The sequence below is a fragment of the Jezberella sp. genome (assembly GCF_964834465.1).
On record NZ_CBAZRM010000005.1, the window covers coordinates 46,853 to 62,737 of the forward strand.

The window sequence follows — 15,885 nt, forward strand, 5'->3', positions numbered from 1 at the left end:
CAAGCCGGCTTTTTTGCCAAAGGCAGTCTGAATAACTTAGACTACATCGCCTGAAATAACCACTTTAACGGTACTCACCACATCAGGGTGCAATGACACCTGGACGTCGTATTCGCCAATCGCCTTGAGCGGGCCTTCTGGCAAACGTACTTGCGACTTTTCGATACCTGCAAAGCCTGCTTTGACAAGCGCAGTCGCAATATCCATATTGGTCACAGAACCAAACAGACGACCATCAACGCCAGATTTCTGCAAAACAGTAATCGACTGACCTTCCATGCGTCCGCCGAGTGCTTGCGCATCAGCGAGTTTCTGCGCCTGAACCTTTTCAAGCTCAGCGCGACGCGCTTCAAAATCTTTGAGCGCAACTTCAGTGGCACGGCGGGCTTTCTTTTGTGGAATCAGAAAATTACGAGCGTAACCATCACGCACACGCACCACGTCACCCAGGTTGCCGACGTTAACGACTTTTTCGAGAAGAATGATTTGCATAATAGGCCCCGGATCAGTTGTGATTGTCAGTAAACGGCAACAGCGCGAGGAAACGTGCGCGTTTGACTGCGACGTCTAATTGACGCTGATAAATTGCCTTTGTACCCGTCAGACGGGCAGGAATAATTTTGCCGTTTTCTTGAATGAAATCGCGCAATGTGTCGATGTCTTTGTAATCAATCTGATCAACACCAGCTGCACTGAAGCGGCAAAACTTGCGACGCTTGAACAGTGGGTTTTGCTGAGTGAACTTCTTTTTTTCTTTACGTTTACCGAAAAAAGCCATGATATGCCTCGTTCAAATTTGTTTAATCAGTTGCGCATGCAACCTGAATTTCGGAGAGTCTTTTCGCATTGGTGCCAAAAAACCCTGTATCTGTACGTTAGATCCCAACTGCAACTTGCCAGTCATCTGAACCAGATCCCCCATCGCAACTACTGGCAACCTAATCACCACTTTGCGAGGCTGACCTGCTTCAACCACCTCTGACTCACTGTCGATCAAGAACTCTGAGACTGCCATACCAGCGGGCGTATAACGCACTGGCGAAACCTCAAGTACCTGACCCGCGATGTCGAGCCGGTTTATCACCAACTTATTCTGAATCTTGATCGCTTGTCACTGAGTCGGCTGAAGCTTTACGGGCTTCTTCGCGCTCGACTTGTTTCATCATGATCGAGGCTTCTGTTTGTGCAGCTTTGGTTTTAATGACCAGGTGGCGCAACACTGCATCGTTATAGCGGAACGAATGCTCAAGCTCATCAAGCGTCGTTTGACCACACTCGATATTGAGGCAAACATAATGCGCTTTCACCAATTTCTGAATCGGATACGCTAACTGGCGACGACCCCAGTCTTCAAAGCGATGTACTTTACCGCCTTGTGTTGTGACCACTGTCTGATAGCGCTCAACCATCGCGGGCACTTGCTCGCTTTGATCGGGGTGCACAATAAAAACCACTTCATAGTGACGCATGGGTAATACTCCTAGGGATATCCAGTTAGCTGCTTGAGTGAGTCGCCTGAAAGCACAAAACCTTCAGGTGAACCCACTCGGGCATTTGACTGGGAACAGCCCGCCACACCAGAAAATCAGGTTGGTCGAGCAGGAAAGCTCTCTATTATGAGGCAAAGTGACAAAAAAAGCAACGATGACAAACACTTATCGTTACTCACGGTCGTTTATTCGAAGAATCGTCGTCGAACTGACGCCTCGATCCCTTCTGCACTCAAGCCCAACTCAACCAAAAGCCCGTTTTGATCGCCGTGATCAATGAACCGGTCAGGAAACCCTAAGTGCAAGACAGGATAGACCACGCCTTTCTCTGCGAGCAACTCGGATACCGCGCCCCCCGCCCCGCCCATGACGGCCCCCTCTTCGAGAGTGACAAAACCTTCATGCTGAACGGTCAAATCAAGGATCAGATCGCGATCAATCGGTTTGACAAATCTCATATCAACAACCGTCAGATCTAACTTCTGTGCCGCTTTCAGCGCCGCTGGCAACAAGGTACCAAAGACCAGCAAAGCAATTTTCTTGCCTTGACGTCTGACAATCCCCCGCCCTACCGGCACCACCTCTAAATGTTGAGCGGGCACAATGCCTTGCCCAGCGCCACGAGGATAGCGAACCGCTGCTGGCCCGGGATATTGGTAGCAGGTGGAAAGCAATAATCGGGCTTCTGACTCATCAGAGGGCGTCGCCACCACCATATTGGGGATGCAACGTAAGAATGCGATATCGTAGTTACCAGCGTGTGTCGCCCCATCAGCACCCACCAGGCCCGCGCGATCAAGTGCAAACGTCACGTCTAGATCCTGCAGCGCGACGTCATGGATCAACTGGTCATACCCTCGTTGCAAGAAGGTTGAATAAATGGCGACGACTGGCTTTTGGCCTTCACACGCCAGACCTGCAGCGAAGGTGACCGCGTGCTGCTCGGCAATCCCAACGTCGAAATAACGATCTGGAAACCGCTTTTCAAACTCGACAAGCCCACTTCCCTCGCGCATAGCCGGCGTGATCCCGAAAAGACGGCTATCTTGACTCGCCGTGTCACACAACCATTGACCGAAGACTTGCGTAAAGGTCAGTTTGGCGGGTGCGCTAGGTTTTTGAATACCAATGGCCGGATCAAACTTGCCTGGGCCGTGATAGAGAACAGGATCAGCTTCTGCGAGCTTGTAACCTTGACCCTTTTTAGTAACCACATGCAAAAATTGTGGCCCTTTTAACGCCCGAATATTCTGCAAGGTGGGTATCAGTGACTCAAGATCATGCCCGTCGACAGGCCCGACGTAATTGAATCCCAGTTCTTCAAATAAAGTCGCAGGTGTCACCATGCCTTTGGCATGCTCTTCAAAACGACGAGCGAACTCAAGGACTGGCGGTAAATGTTGCAAAACCGCCCGACCAACGCTCTTGGCTGCCGCGTAAAACTGCCCTGACATCAGGCGCGCCAGATAACGATTCAAGGCCCCCACCGGCGGGGAAATTGACATGTCATTGTCATTAAGAATAACCAGCAGGTGAATATCTGGCGTCACCCCCGCGTTATTCATGGCCTCAAAGGCCATCCCAGCACTCATCGAACCATCGCCAATGACGGCAATATGCTCACGATCAACACCTGCATTGCGAGAAGCAACTGCCATCCCAAGAGCCGCTGAAATCGAGGTCGACGAATGTGCGGTGCCAAAGGCGTCGTAGACGGACTCGCTGCGCTTGGGAAAACCCGACAGCCCACCGGATTGACGCAACGTCGCCATGCCTTGTTTTCGACCGGTGAGAATCTTGTGCGGGTAGGACTGATGCCCGACATCCCAGATGATGCGGTCATGCGGCAAATCAAAAACATGATGAAGCGCGATGGTCAGCTCAACGGTACCCAGGTTTGACGACAGGTGGCCGCCAGTGCGCGACACCGAGTCAAGTACAAAGGCGCGCAACTCTTGCGCCAACTGCTTGAGCTCACGTCTATCCAGCACCTTGACATCAGCGGGTGAATGAATACTGTCGAGTAAGTTAAAAGGCATGTTCAAGTCACGTTTCAGTTTTTTCTTAATAAGATGTAGTCTGCCATACTGCGAAGCAAATCGGCGTCTTGCCCCAAGGGCTCAAGCGCTGCGAGCGCTTTTACATGCAAATCATCTGCCAATGCTCGGGCATCAGCCAACCCTAACAATGAGACATAGGTGGGCTTGTTGTTGGCAGCATCCTTGCCCGAGGTCTTACCCAATTGAGTCGCATCCTCAGTGACGTCGAGAATATCGTCGACAACTTGAAAGGCTAAGCCCATGGCTTGCCCATATTGGTCAAGACAAACACGCTGATGAGGTGGCGCATCTGCGACGATAGCACCCAGCGACACACTGGCCGCAAGTAGCGCGCCAGTCTTCAACGTATGCATGAGCTCAAGCTTTTCAAGGCTTAATTGTTGCCCCACACTATCCAAGTCTATTGCCTGGCCGCCCGCCATCCCTTGACTGCCAGAAGCAACCGCCAGTGTGTGAACGGCTTGTGCCATTCGGCTGGGTTCAATATCCATTTCGGTCAACCACTTGAAAGCCAAGGGTTGCATGGCATCGCCTGCCAACAGGGCGCACGCCTCGTCAAAAGCCACGTGAACGGTTGGTTTGCCTCGACGTAAAACGTCGTTGTCCATACAAGGCAAGTCATCATGGATCAACGAGTATGCATGGATAAGTTCAACCGCACAAGCAGCCATATCAAGTGTCGAATCGCTCGTTCGATCCAATTGACCACTCGCACTGGCGCAGGCGTAGACTAAGCCCGCCCTCACCCGTTTTCCCCCACCCATCACCGAATAGCGCATGGCTTGATGCAAACGTTCAGGAACCACGTCAGGCAAGGGCATGAGCCGATCCAGCGCGTGCTCTACTCGATCGACATGGCGGCGGCGCCACTCATCGAATGATATCGATCCTTGCTTCATACTTTTTCTGAATCATCCAGAGGCCGCAACAGCCCTGCCTCAAGCACTTTCACTTGTTGTTCTGCCTGGCTGAGCCGGTCTTGGCATATTTTGGTTAAGTCAACCCCGCGCTTGTAAGCTGCTAAAGACCTCTCAAGCGACAATGAACCAGATTCCATCTCGGAGACTAATTCCTCAAGCTCGGCAAGGGCCGTCTCAAAATCCAGGGGCAAAGGTGGTGCTTCGGCTAAAACAGCCTGCGGCTGAACAGGGGTCTTGCTTGCAGTTGCCACGCTTACTCCGCGATGAGTCAATAGAGGTAATTGCTAGATTGTACGAGATGTACCCAATGGGCACGTTAATGATATACTTCCCCTCTTTGATTATCGGCCTATCCGATTTTTCTTCGCGCCAGTGCGGGTTGCCCGTTCTGGCATTTTTTATCTTTGCGGGGGGAATCATGACCGACATTGGTCGGATGGCGCATTTGACGCCAGCACGCACTCAGTTGCCTGTCAGCACTTACTTTGACACTGCGCTGTTTTTGCGAGAGCAACAAAGTATTTTCCATCAGTCGCCGATTTACGTCGGGCACGAGAAATCGGTACCCGAACCGGGTGACTGGCGCTGCCTGACGCAAGAGAACAACGGCAGAGTGTTAGTACGCGGCGCAAACACAGTCGAATTGCTGTCGAACGTTTGCCGCCATCGGCAAGCGCTCATGCTGGGGGGGCAGCCTGGCAACGTCGCGGGCGAAGAAAATGTGCGTGGCAGCTTAAGCCACAATGGCGGCAATATCGTTTGCCCCTTACACCGCTGGACTTACGACAAGCAAGGCCAATTGCTCGGTGCACCGCAATTTGAAGAGAAACCTTGCCTGAATCTGCAAAAATTTCCGTTACAAAACGTCCATGGCTTGCTATTTGAGGGGCCAGGCAATGCTCACGCGGACATTGGTCACTTGTTCAAACGACCAGAGTTTGATTTCTCAGACTACGTCTTAGACCATGTGGAAGTGCATCAATGCAACTACAACTGGAAGACCTTCATTGAGGTCTATCTAGAGGATTATCACGTTGCCCCTTTCCATCCGGGGCTCGGTCATTTTGTGACCTGCGATGACTTATCCTGGGAGTTCAACAAAAGCCACAGTTTGCAAAAAGTGGGGATTCACCAAGCACTGGCCCAGCCCGGATCCCCCGCCTACAAAGTATGGCACGAAAAGCTGATGGATTTTCGACGCGGGCAGGCCCCTGACTTTGGGGCAGTTTGGGTGACGTATTTTCCGACACACATGATTGAGCTATACCCTCATGTCCTGGTGTTGTCGACGCTCTATCCTAAATCACCGCAAGAAACGGTCAACATTGTCGAGTTCTATTATCCAGAAGAAATCGCCTTGTTCGAGCGTGAGTTTGTCGAAGCACAACGCGAGGCTTATCTGGAAACCGCCGTGGAAGACGACGAAATTGCTGAACGTATGGACGCCGGCAGAAAAGCTTTGTTGAACCGCGGCATTTCTGAAGTAGGCCCCTACCAGTCGCCCATGGAAGACGGCATGCAACACTTTCATGAATGGTATCGCAGCAAGATGGAGAATCTGTGAAACGAGTCTTTCTTTTTCTGATCACTAACCTCGCCGTGATGCTGGTTTTGAACGTGACGTTAAACATACTTGGGGTCAACCGTTTCCTGACCTCTCAAGGCCTGGACATCACTTCGCTCGTTATTTTTTCTGGGGTCATCGGTTTCGGCGGCGCATTCATGTCGCTTTTAATGAGCAAATGGCTAGCAAAATCCAGTACGGGTGCAGTCATGATCGATCCACAGAGACCTGCTGATTCGAGACAGGCGTGGTTGTTGGACACGGTGTATCAATTAGCTGACCGAGCCGGTATTGGTCGCCCCGAGGTTGGCATTTACGACGGCGCACCCAATGCCTTTGCGACAGGTGCGTTCAAGAACGACTCGTTAGTGGCTGTTTCGACGGGTTTGCTGGAGACGATGACCGAAGAGGAAATCACTGCCGTTTTGGCCCACGAAGTTGCACATATTGCTAACGGCGATATGGTGACCTTGACGCTGATACAGGGGGTGGTCAACACGTTTGTGGTGTTGCTTGCCAGACTTGTTGGTTATTTTGTGGATCGGGTTCTGTTCAAAACCGAGCGCGGCGTCGGGATTGGTTTTTATGTGACACAGTTTGTTTGCGAGCTTGTGTTCGGCATCCTCGCCAGCATGATTGTGGCCTGGTTTTCGCGCCATCGCGAATATCGTGCTGATGCCGGCTCTGCCCAGTTATTGAGTTCGCGCGAACCCATGATCCGTGCTTTGGCTCGCTTAGCAAGCCTGACTTCCGGCGAATTGCCGCAAAATTTTAAAGCAGCGGGGATCACGGGCGAAAAAGGCATCACTTCGTTGCTCGCCTCTCACCCCCCCCTCGCTGCTCGCGTGCGAGCGCTTCAAGACCTACGACTAGGCTAGTCGATCAGGACTGTTGTCGCATAAATGATCGCCACCCCGAGGGCGACCAACAACAATTGAGGTACGGCATCTTTGAGCGAACCACGGGCATGCATTTGTGGGATCAGATCGGCGATCGAAATATACAAAAAGCTTGTTGCTGCCACGATCAACAGATAAGGCAACGTGTTCAACGCGTGTTCAAGTAACAAGTAACCGAACAGCCCTCCCAGGGCTGAACAGGTGCTGGAAAAAAGAATCAATAAAAACGCCCGTTCACGTGTCAAACCAGCGTTTGTCAGAACGACGAAATCGCCTAGCTTGTGCGGTACTTCGTGCAAGATAATGGAAGTTGCTGCAAGTACCCCCAGCGTTGGATCAGTCAAGCAGGCAGCAGCGATCAAGATGCCGTCGACCAAATTATGCAACGAGCTTCCGATCAAGATAAGCACACCGCCTTTTCCCGCAACGCTTCTATCCATGCCATGATGATGATGATGACCATCACCTTCGTGGTGATGACTGTGTCTGAGCAAGGCAATTTTTTCAAGGACAAAATAACCGATAATCGAAGCCAACATCCAACTAAAAAGCATACGCGGGTTCATCCCTTGGCTGAAGGCCTCTGGCAACAAATGCAGCAAGGCCACAGCCAAGAGGACACCGACCGAGAGACTCACCATGTGGTGAATATATTGGGCGAAGACACGGGTGCTGAGCCAATAAGCGATGGCCACGGCACACAGGCCCCCAATCGTTGAGGCGAATAAGATCAAAAACAGCGTCATTAGTGTGCCTGCTCCCAGTTATGACCCACACCCACCTCAGCCACCAAGGGGACTCTCAATGTTGCGACATCGCACATTAAGGTCGGTAGGGTTGCTTTAACCAGATCAAGCTCCTGCAAAGGGGTATCCAGCACAAGCTCATCGTGCACCTGCATAATGATTTTGGTACGAAGTTGTTTGGCTTCCAGCCAATCCTGAACCGCAACCATCGCCAGTTTAATCAGGTCTGCCGCAGTCCCTTGCATAGGCGCGTTAATCGCCGCTCGTTCAGCCCCAGCTCGTCGTGCACCGGCCGCCTTGATGTCCGCTAGCCATAGACGTCTGCCGAAAACCGTCTCAACAAACCCTTGGGCATGCGCTTGGCTTCGGGTGTCTGCCATATATTGCGCAACCCCCGGATAACGCGCGAAATAGCGGTCAATGTAGGCCTGAGCAGCATCGCGTGTAATCCCTAAGTTACTCGCTAAGCCAAATGCCCCCATCCCATAGATCAAACCGAAATTAATTGCCTTAGCCGCGCGACGCTGTTCAGAAGAGACGTCTGATAGGCTTACACCAAACACTTCAGAGGCCGTTGCCCTATGGATGTCTTCGCCGGCTGCGAACGCTCGCTGCAAATTCGCATCGTTTGACACATGCGCCATCACACGCAATTCAATCTGGGAATAATCCGCCGAAACCAGCATCCCATCTGAGGAAATAAACGCCTCTCGTACGCGCCGCCCTGCTTCGGACCTGACCGGGATATTTTGGAGATTTGGTTCGGAAGACGCAAGGCGGCCGGTAATAACGGCTGCCTGAGCATAATGCGTATGCACCCTGCCTGTGACGGCATTGACCATCTTGGGCAATTTATCGGTATACGTTGATTTGAGTTTTGCAATCCCTCGGTACTCGAGCAGCACTTTCGGCAGAGGATAATCTTGAGCAAGTTTAGTCAACACCTCTTCGTCTGTTGACGGCACCCCTTGGGGGGTTTTTCGCACCACGGGCAGTTGCATCCGACCAAAAAGAATCTCACCTAATTGTTTGGGCGAATTCAAGTTAAAGGGCTGCCCCGCCAACTCGTACGCTTTTTGTTCAAGCGACAACATTTCTTGCCCGAGGGTATGACTCTGACGACCCAATTCGGCCGAGTCAATTTTCACCCCGGTACATTCGATTTTGAATAAGACATTGGACACCTTGATCTCAAGGGCGTAGATATCATTAAGCGCCGCGTTTTGAATCACCTTAGGATATAGCAACTGATGCAACCTAAGGGTGTAATCGACATCCTCACAGGCGTATTGAGACGCACGCTCAATGTCAACCTCGTCAAAGCAAATCTGATGTGCCCCTTTGCCGCACAGATCCTCAAATGACAAGCCTTTGATGCCCAGCCAGCGTTGCGCGAGATCAGCCAGACCGACGGTTTTGTGTGACTCGAGCACGTAGGCCTGTAACATCGTGTCATGTGCAACGCCCTGGAGATTAACCCCTTCATTAGCAAAAACGTGAGAATCGTATTTCGCGTGGTGCAGCAATTTAGTCGGCCTGGGATCTTGCAGCCACGCCCGCATTTTTTCTAGCACCGCCTGCCTTGGCAGCTGCTGTGTGGCGTCTGGCCCACGATGCCCCAGAGGGATGTAACACGCCTGCCCGGTGACCACCGAGAGTGAAATACCAACGAGTTTCGCGGTCATTGGATCAAGCGCCGTGGTTTCCGTATCAATCGCCACACAGTCAGCTTGTTCTACCAAAGCAAGCCAGCGATCAAAGCTATCCCAGTCCACGACGGTCTCGTACGACAAAACCGCTGGAGGGGTTGGGCGTTCTGCGTCAACCACTTGCCGAGCATCGAGAGCGGGGGTGCGCTGAGGCTCACCCGTGATTTCTCGCAACCAGGTGCGAAAACCGTAACGTTCATAAATATCGAGCAGCACAGCACTGTCGTGAGGCTTTGGTGCCAGTTCAGCAATGTCTTTAACGTCTTGTTGCAGATCACAATCCGTCTTGATAGTAATCAGTTCACGGGTGAGGGTGAAGTTGGACAGTGCATCGCGTAGATTTTGCCCTGCAACCCCCTTAATATTCTCAGCTTGCTCAACCAAAGCCTCAATGGACCCGAATTCTTGCAGCCATTTGACGGCCGTCTTGGGACCTACTTTTTGCACGCCCGGCACGTTATCGACCGTATCACCAATCAACATGAGGTAATCAACAATCCGGTTAGGGGGGACACCAAATTTATTCAAGACACCCTGCGGATCAAGCGTCTCGTTGGACATCGTGTTCACCAATGTCACATGGGTGTTCACCAATTGGGCGAGGTCTTTATCCCCTGTCGAGATCACTGAATGAACGTCCTGCGCCGTCGCCCAGCACGCGAGCGTGCCGATAATGTCATCCGCTTCAACGCCAGGCACACTGAGAACCGTCCAGCCCATCGCTCTGATGGCGCGATGGATAGGTTCGATTTGAAGGGCAAGATCTTCAGGCATGGAGGGACGATGTGCCTTGTATTCTGGATAGATATCATCCCGAAAAGTTTTACCTTTGGCGTCAAAGACACATACGGCATAATTCGCCTGATATTCTTCTACCAGGTTGCGCATCATGTTCAGGACGCCATAAATAGCCCCCGTCGGTTCGCCTTTGGCGTTTCTCAGGTCAGGCATGGCATGGAAAGCGCGGTATAAGTAACTCGATCCATCCACCAGTAACAAGGTTTTTTTCATGGGTATTCATCAGCAGTCGGTCGCGCCCGAAATTGAGCGATCAACCCAAATTATGTCAGAGATGATCAAGGCTGCAGAAACGCTTGCAGACATTGGGGTAGCCGTCAGTGTATTCGGTAGTGCCCGTATTGAACCATCTTCCCCCTACTATGCGCTGAGTCTGGAACTGGGCCGTTTGTTAGCTCAAGCAGGGTTTGCCGTGATCGCGGGTGGTGGGCCGGGGATCATGGAGGCCGCCAATAAAGGGGCCTACGAGGCGGGCGGCAAAAGTGTTGGACTGCATATCAAAGTCGTGCAAGAAGCGACCCCGAATACCTACCTCTCAACGCAATTGGACTTTGCTCACTTTTTATCGAGAAAATCCACATTTTTTCAGCACAGTGCAGCTTATATTGTGTTGCCTGGCGGCTTTGGCACCTTGGATGAGTTGTTCGAATGTTTAACGCTCATTCAAACGAAGCGTATGACGCCCTGCCCGGTTATTTTGGTTGGTAGCGATTTCTGGGGAGGTCTGGTCACTTGGATGCGAGAGCAGTTGCTGGCTCAGGGCTTGGTCGATGCCTGTAATCCTGAGTTGTTCACCCTTGAGGATGACCCCGTTGTGATCATCAATGCCCTTAAAAAAACGCTCAACGGTAGCGTCCACCGTAACGGGTAACATTGTCATGAGTAGCCGCGCAAACGCTATCGACATCCATCAGCTTCTTATCAACAGCTTTGCATTGCATCGACAGGGGCAGTTAGAGCAAGCTCAGGCTGGCTATGAACAAATTCTTGCTGCAGATCCAAATCACTTTGATGCGCTACAACTGATGGGCGCAGTCCTGCTAGAAAAAAAACTTCACTTGCCTGCGCTTAACTACCTGTCGCGCGCTGTGGCGATTGATCATCAAAACCCTGTTGTGCATTTCAATCATGGCCAAGTATTTGAAGCGTTGGGGTTCTTTGCAGAAGCTATCACGAGCTATGAAAAGGCGATCAACCTGCAAAAAGATTATGTACTTGCACTTGAAAAATTGATCGTCTGCTTATGTTTAACGACACAGTTTGAATACGCCTTAGAGATGGCAAATCGATTGGTGGATCTCGATCCAGCTTCGGCCGTTTCGCATTTTCATCAAGCCAACGCTCTGTTTGAACTGCATCAAATCAAGGCGTCATTAAAGAGTTATGAAATCGCTTTAGCCATCAATCCATCGTTGGCCGAGGTGCTCTATAACTATGCGAACGCACTCTGTGCAAACGATGATTTAGAACGCGCATTAAGCAGCTACAACGAAGCAATTTCCCTCAAACCTGATCGGGCCGACTTTTACAACAATCGTGGCAACTTACTGTTCAGACTGAAACGTCTCGACTTGGCAAAGTCGGATTACGAAAAGGCGTTTGATATCAACCCAAAAACTCCGTTTTTAGGGGGAATGCTGCAATACACCAAGATGGCAACTTGCGACTGGGGTAGCTTCGAGGTTCAAAAAGAAATGCTCTGTCGACAGATTGCCAACCACGAAACATCCTGTCCGCCATTCCCGTTTCTCGCGTTTGAGGACAATCCTGCGGCGCAGCAACGCTGTGCAGCGACTTTTGCTCAAGCACACTTCCCTCCCAACAGCTCACTTGGTGAAATTGGTCTACGGCACAATAAAGACAAGATTCGTATTGGCTATTACTCAGCTGATTTCCATCGGCATGCCACTTCGTATTTAATTGCGGATTTAATCGAAAGTCACGATAGAGATAAGTTCGATATCATCGCAATCTCGTTGGGGAGAGACGCTCAAGATGAAATGCGCACCCGACTTACCAGTGCATTCGACGAATTCATTGATGTACGACATCTTTCTGATCGATCGGTCGCAGCATTAAGCAGAGAAATCGGGATCGATATTGCAGTTGATCTCAATGGATATGCGGCGGGCCGTCGAACAGGTATCTTTGCTCATCGGGCAGCACCAATACAGGTCAATTATTTGGGATACCCGGGGACAATGGGGGTAAATTACATCGATTACATCGTCGCAGATAACGTGTTGATCTCTTCAGAAAGTTCGGCTTTTTATTCCGAAAAAATTGTTTATCTGCCGGATAGTTATCAGTGTAATGACCGAAAGCGAATGATGCCCGACAAACCATTGACACGACGAGCGTTGGGCTTACCTGAAGACGGATTTGTATTTTGCTGTTTCAACAATAATTTTAAAATACAGCCGACAACTTTTGATAGCTGGATGCGCATCCTATTAGCGGTGCCCAACAGCGTTCTCTGGTTGTTTGAAGATAACCCCATGGCTAAGGGAAATCTGCTCCTCGAGGCCCAACTCAGGGGAGTATCAAAGGACAGACTCGTATTTGCTCAAAAACTATCACATTCCGACCATCTCGCTCGTCATCATGTCGCAGATCTTTTCATTGATACCTTGCCGTATAACGCTCACACAACAGCGAGTGACGCACTTTGGGCTGGACTGCCGGTGCTGACATTGGCAGGGCAGTCGTTTGCCAGTAGGGTTGCGGCAAGCTTGCTAACTGCTATCGGCCTGCCAGAGTTAATCACGCAGACCCGTGGTGAATTTGAAGCACTTGCCATCGAATTGGCGACTAACCCCCAATTGCTGAAAATGATGAAAAATAGGCTTGTGGATAACAGGTTAAACACCCCTTTATTCGACACTGGTCGCTTCACTAGCGCGCTTGAGCAAGCGTACATTGAAATGATGAGTAGACATTGTTTAGGATTGAAACCTCAAGACATTCACATCAGTCTCGACTGATTCCCTACTTGACACATAACCGCAAGACTTCTGATCTTCAATCGAAATTGAAGTAACAACAAAGATGATTCATCCCAAACAGACTGATGTTGACTACCTTATATCGCAAGGGTTTTCTAACCATCAACAGGGGAAACTGCTAGAAGCAAAGGCCTGTTACCAACAAGTCCTCAACGTCGATCCAAACCATTTCGACGCGCTACAACTTTTAGGCGCAATGGCGTGCCAAGAAGCAGACTATGCACTCGCCATAGATCTCTTGTCGCAGGCGCTAGCAATACAAGCCACGGCCCCAGTGGTTCACTACAACCTTGGCATGTCTCGCGCAAATCTGGGGATGATCGATGAGGCCTTGAAAAACTATGAAATAGCCATCGCCTTAGAACCAAATTATGCGCAAGCGCATAACAACTACGGGGTGCTATTAAAAAATTTAAATCGATTGGATGAGGCTCTCTTGCATTTTGATCAAGCTATTTTGATCAATCCAACCTTCACGGACGCACACAACAATCGTGGCAATACGCTAAAAGCACTTGAACGTTTCGATGAAGCATTGTCCAGTTTCAGTGCTGCCATTGGCATTAATCCAAATTATATTTTCGCCTTGATCAACCGCGGCAATGTTTTGCATATCATCGGTCGATACCAGGAGGCGCTGGTCAGTTATGAACAAGCACTTTCTGTAGATCCAAGATCCTCTGACGCATTGAACGATCAAGGGATTACCTTGATAGAAATAGGAAGATTGGATGAGGCTGTCGCGTGTTTTAAGCGGGTAATCGCCATAAAGCCCGACATGCCAGACGCCTACAACAATCTTGGAAGCACCCTTTGCAAGCTGCATCAATTCAGCGACGCAATTGAGTTTTATGACCTTGCCATCGCGTTAGACCCAAACTGCGCCAAAGCTCACTTCAATCGAGCATGTGCATTACAAGAACTTAATCGCTTAGACGAAGCACTGGAAAGCTACGACCTAGCGATCCATTTTGATTGCAACGACGCCAAAGCCCATCAAAATCGCGCCAATGTTTTGTACAGCCTAAACCGATTGCATCTAGCGCTTGCTAGCTATGACCAAGCGATTGAATTAGACCCGAATTTCGGAGAGGCATACTTCAATCGTGGCAACCTGTTGAAAGACCTCAAGCGCTTAGAAGAAGCACTCGAAAGTTACGATAAAGCCATCAGTAACTCACCAACTTCTGCCGGAGCGCATTTCAATCGGGCGAACGTGCTGGGTGGTTTGGGCAGATTGGAGGAGTCTCGTGAAAGCTATACACGGGCAATCGAAATAACACCAACTTACGTCGAGGCGCGATGGGTTCGCTCAATTGCTATTTTGCCAATCATTCAACGTCAGCCCGCTCATACGCAGTTGTGCCGCGAACTTTTTCAACAAGAGATTAATGAGTTAACGCAATGGTTCGCCGAACACCATATGGAAGATGGGCATCGTGCAGTCGGGTCAGCACAGCCTTTTTACCTTGCCTACCAAGAGGAAAATAATAAGGAAATTCTGAAAAAATATGGCGAACTGTGCTGCGAACTGATGAGTCATTGGTATCAAAACAATGTGTCTCCTTCTGCATTCAAAGGAAGTAATCGTCCAATTAAATTGGGCATTGTCTCTAAACATATCCATCAACACTCAGTATGGGACGCGCTCACTCGTGGATGGATCGAATACATTGATCGTGATCGGGTTGAAGTATGTATTTTTTATACGGCTAATCACGTTGATCTCGAAACAGAATACGCAAAATCCAAGGCAAAGGACTTTGTGACGCTTGATAATGATTTAAGCGCTTCTGTGCAACGCATTCTTGACGTTCAGCCTGACGTCTTACTCTACCCTGAAATAGGCATGGATCCATTGACCGCCAAATTGGCTAGCCTTAGATTGGCGTCCGTGCAAATTGCCTCTTGGGGTCATCCTGAAACCACTGGTTTACCAACCATGGATTACTACTTGTCTGCCGAGCTACTGGAACCCGAAAATGCTCAACAATACTATACGGAGAAGCTGATTAAGCTACCCAATCTAGGGTGCTGTTACCAATTGGATCAAGTGACGGACGTCGAGATCGATTTAGTCAATTTCAACATTCAGAAAAATCAACCGCTGCTGATCTGTCCTGGCGTGCCATTCAAATATCAACCGCAACATGATCGTATTTTTGTCGACATTGCGACCCGTTTGGGGCGGTGCCAATTCATATTCTTTATGCCAGACGGTCAGCAACTTTCTAAGCTTTTCAAAGCCAGGCTTGCTGCTCAATTTTTGGCCTCTGGCTTGAACAGTGATGATTATTGTGTCTTTTTACCTTGGCAACCAAAAGCATATTTTTACAGCCTGATGCGCCTCGCAGATGTATATCTTGACACCATCGGCTTTTCTGGATTTAACACAGCTGCACAGGCAATTGAATGCGAACTGCCCATCGTGACACGTGAGGGCAAGTTTTTGAGAGGACGCTTGGCAAGCGGATTATTAAAGCGACTTGGGCTACCGCAGTTAATTGCGAAAAGCGACGATGATTATGTGAATCTCGTGCTGAAGCTGATTTTAGATCCAGACTATGCCTTCAGCGTTAGAAAGACAATGAAAGAACATCGTGAAGTTTTGTATAACGATCTAGAACCTATCAGAGCACTTGAGGACTTTTTGGAAAATGCTTGCCTCCACCATTGACTTGGCGTTCGAGTAAC

At 50.0% G+C, this 15,885-nt stretch carries 14 protein-coding genes; 5 read left to right on the forward strand and 9 right to left on the reverse strand.

Annotation, left to right across the window (positions count from 1 at the left end; translation table 11 throughout):
* Positions 1-36 precede the first annotated feature (36 nt).
* The 7 genes from rplI to AC1W8Y_RS05045 all read right to left on the reverse strand — a co-directional run bounded on the left by rplI (position 37) and on the right by AC1W8Y_RS05045 (position 4,721).
* The gene (gene rplI, locus AC1W8Y_RS05015; RefSeq protein ID WP_482013378.1) at positions 37-492 is read right to left on the reverse strand and encodes a 50S ribosomal protein L9; all 456 of its coding nucleotides are present in this window, start codon (positions 490-492) and stop codon (positions 37-39) included.
* 13 nt (positions 493-505) lie between these two features.
* Entirely contained in the window at positions 506-778 is a 273-nt protein-coding gene (gene rpsR, locus AC1W8Y_RS05020; protein ID WP_482013379.1) for a 30S ribosomal protein S18, read from the reverse strand.
* A gap of 12 nt (positions 779-790) precedes the next feature.
* A complete protein-coding gene (priB, locus tag AC1W8Y_RS05025; RefSeq protein WP_482013380.1) occupies positions 791-1,084 on the reverse strand; it encodes a primosomal replication protein N in 294 nt (97 codons plus the stop codon).
* Between the two features lie 4 nt (positions 1,085-1,088).
* Positions 1,089-1,469, reverse strand: coding sequence for a 30S ribosomal protein S6 (gene rpsF, locus AC1W8Y_RS05030; protein WP_482013381.1), 381 nt, complete (start codon positions 1,467-1,469; stop codon positions 1,089-1,091).
* A 206-nt stretch (positions 1,470-1,675) separates the two neighbouring features.
* On the reverse strand, positions 1,676-3,529 hold the full coding sequence (gene dxs, locus AC1W8Y_RS05035) for a 1-deoxy-D-xylulose-5-phosphate synthase (RefSeq protein WP_482013382.1): 1,854 nt from the start codon (positions 3,527-3,529) through the stop codon (positions 1,676-1,678).
* 14 nt (positions 3,530-3,543) lie between these two features.
* Positions 3,544-4,449 (reverse strand): polyprenyl synthetase family protein, encoded by a 906-nt coding sequence (locus AC1W8Y_RS05040; protein ID WP_482013383.1) that lies wholly within the window; start codon positions 4,447-4,449, stop codon positions 3,544-3,546.
* Positions 4,446-4,721, reverse strand: a complete 276-nt coding sequence (locus AC1W8Y_RS05045) for an exodeoxyribonuclease VII small subunit (protein WP_482013384.1) — start codon at positions 4,719-4,721, stop codon at positions 4,446-4,448. Before AC1W8Y_RS05045 ends, AC1W8Y_RS05040 begins: the two co-directional genes overlap by 4 nt.
* Before the next feature lie 167 nt (positions 4,722-4,888).
* Here AC1W8Y_RS05045 and AC1W8Y_RS05050 point away from each other — a divergent pair, with 167 nt between their 5' ends.
* Positions 4,889-6,034, forward strand: a complete 1,146-nt coding sequence (locus tag AC1W8Y_RS05050) for an aromatic ring-hydroxylating oxygenase subunit alpha (protein ID WP_482013505.1) — start codon at positions 4,889-4,891, stop codon at positions 6,032-6,034.
* Positions 6,031-6,912, forward strand: a complete 882-nt coding sequence (gene htpX / locus AC1W8Y_RS05055) for a protease HtpX (RefSeq protein ID WP_482013385.1) — start codon at positions 6,031-6,033, stop codon at positions 6,910-6,912. Before AC1W8Y_RS05050 ends, htpX begins: the two co-directional genes overlap by 4 nt.
* Here the strand turns inward: htpX and AC1W8Y_RS05060 are convergent.
* Positions 6,909-7,679 carry a ZIP family metal transporter gene (locus AC1W8Y_RS05060; RefSeq protein WP_482013386.1) on the reverse strand — a complete coding sequence of 257 codons (771 nt, stop codon included), beginning with the start codon at positions 7,677-7,679 and terminating at the stop codon, positions 6,909-6,911. The genes htpX and AC1W8Y_RS05060 overlap by 4 nt on opposite strands.
* Complete coding sequence (polA, locus tag AC1W8Y_RS05065; RefSeq protein ID WP_482013387.1) at positions 7,679-10,399, reverse strand: DNA polymerase I; 2,721 nt, start codon at positions 10,397-10,399, stop codon at positions 7,679-7,681. The genes AC1W8Y_RS05060 and polA overlap by 1 nt, the downstream gene beginning before the upstream one ends.
* On the opposite strand from polA, the gene AC1W8Y_RS05070 reads away from it, so the two are divergent.
* From AC1W8Y_RS05070 to AC1W8Y_RS05080, 3 genes are all read left to right on the forward strand, one after another.
* On the forward strand, positions 10,398-11,057 hold the full coding sequence (locus tag AC1W8Y_RS05070; protein ID WP_482013388.1) for an LOG family protein: 660 nt from the start codon (positions 10,398-10,400) through the stop codon (positions 11,055-11,057). The genes polA and AC1W8Y_RS05070 overlap by 2 nt on opposite strands.
* 7 nt (positions 11,058-11,064) lie before the next feature.
* The gene (locus AC1W8Y_RS05075) at positions 11,065-13,170 is read left to right on the forward strand and encodes an O-linked N-acetylglucosamine transferase, SPINDLY family protein (RefSeq protein WP_482013389.1); all 2,106 of its coding nucleotides are present in this window, start codon (positions 11,065-11,067) and stop codon (positions 13,168-13,170) included.
* Between the two features lie 64 nt (positions 13,171-13,234).
* The gene (locus tag AC1W8Y_RS05080) at positions 13,235-15,868 is read left to right on the forward strand and encodes a tetratricopeptide repeat protein (protein ID WP_482013390.1); all 2,634 of its coding nucleotides are present in this window, start codon (positions 13,235-13,237) and stop codon (positions 15,866-15,868) included.
* The last annotated feature ends 17 nt before the right edge of the window (positions 15,869-15,885 follow it).

Coding starts and splice junctions, on each gene's coding strand:
- AC1W8Y_RS05050 (WP_482013505.1), top strand. CDS start 4,889: ATGACCGACATTGGTCGGATGGCGCATTTGACGCCAGCACGCACTCAG.
- polA (WP_482013387.1), bottom strand. CDS start 10,399: ATGAAAAAAACCTTGTTACTGGTGGATGGATCGAGTTACTTATACCGC.
- dxs (WP_482013382.1), bottom strand. CDS start 3,529: ATGCCTTTTAACTTACTCGACAGTATTCATTCACCCGCTGATGTCAAG.
- AC1W8Y_RS05040 (WP_482013383.1), bottom strand. CDS start 4,449: ATGAAGCAAGGATCGATATCATTCGATGAGTGGCGCCGCCGCCATGTC.
- AC1W8Y_RS05075 (WP_482013389.1), top strand. CDS start 11,065: ATGAGTAGCCGCGCAAACGCTATCGACATCCATCAGCTTCTTATCAAC.
- AC1W8Y_RS05070 (WP_482013388.1), top strand. CDS start 10,398: ATGGGTATTCATCAGCAGTCGGTCGCGCCCGAAATTGAGCGATCAACC.
- AC1W8Y_RS05060 (WP_482013386.1), bottom strand. CDS start 7,679: ATGACGCTGTTTTTGATCTTATTCGCCTCAACGATTGGGGGCCTGTGT.
- rplI (WP_482013378.1), bottom strand. CDS start 492: ATGCAAATCATTCTTCTCGAAAAAGTCGTTAACGTCGGCAACCTGGGT.
- rpsF (WP_482013381.1), bottom strand. CDS start 1,469: ATGCGTCACTATGAAGTGGTTTTTATTGTGCACCCCGATCAAAGCGAG.
- rpsR (WP_482013379.1), bottom strand. CDS start 778: ATGGCTTTTTTCGGTAAACGTAAAGAAAAAAAGAAGTTCACTCAGCAA.
- AC1W8Y_RS05080 (WP_482013390.1), top strand. CDS start 13,235: ATGATTCATCCCAAACAGACTGATGTTGACTACCTTATATCGCAAGGG.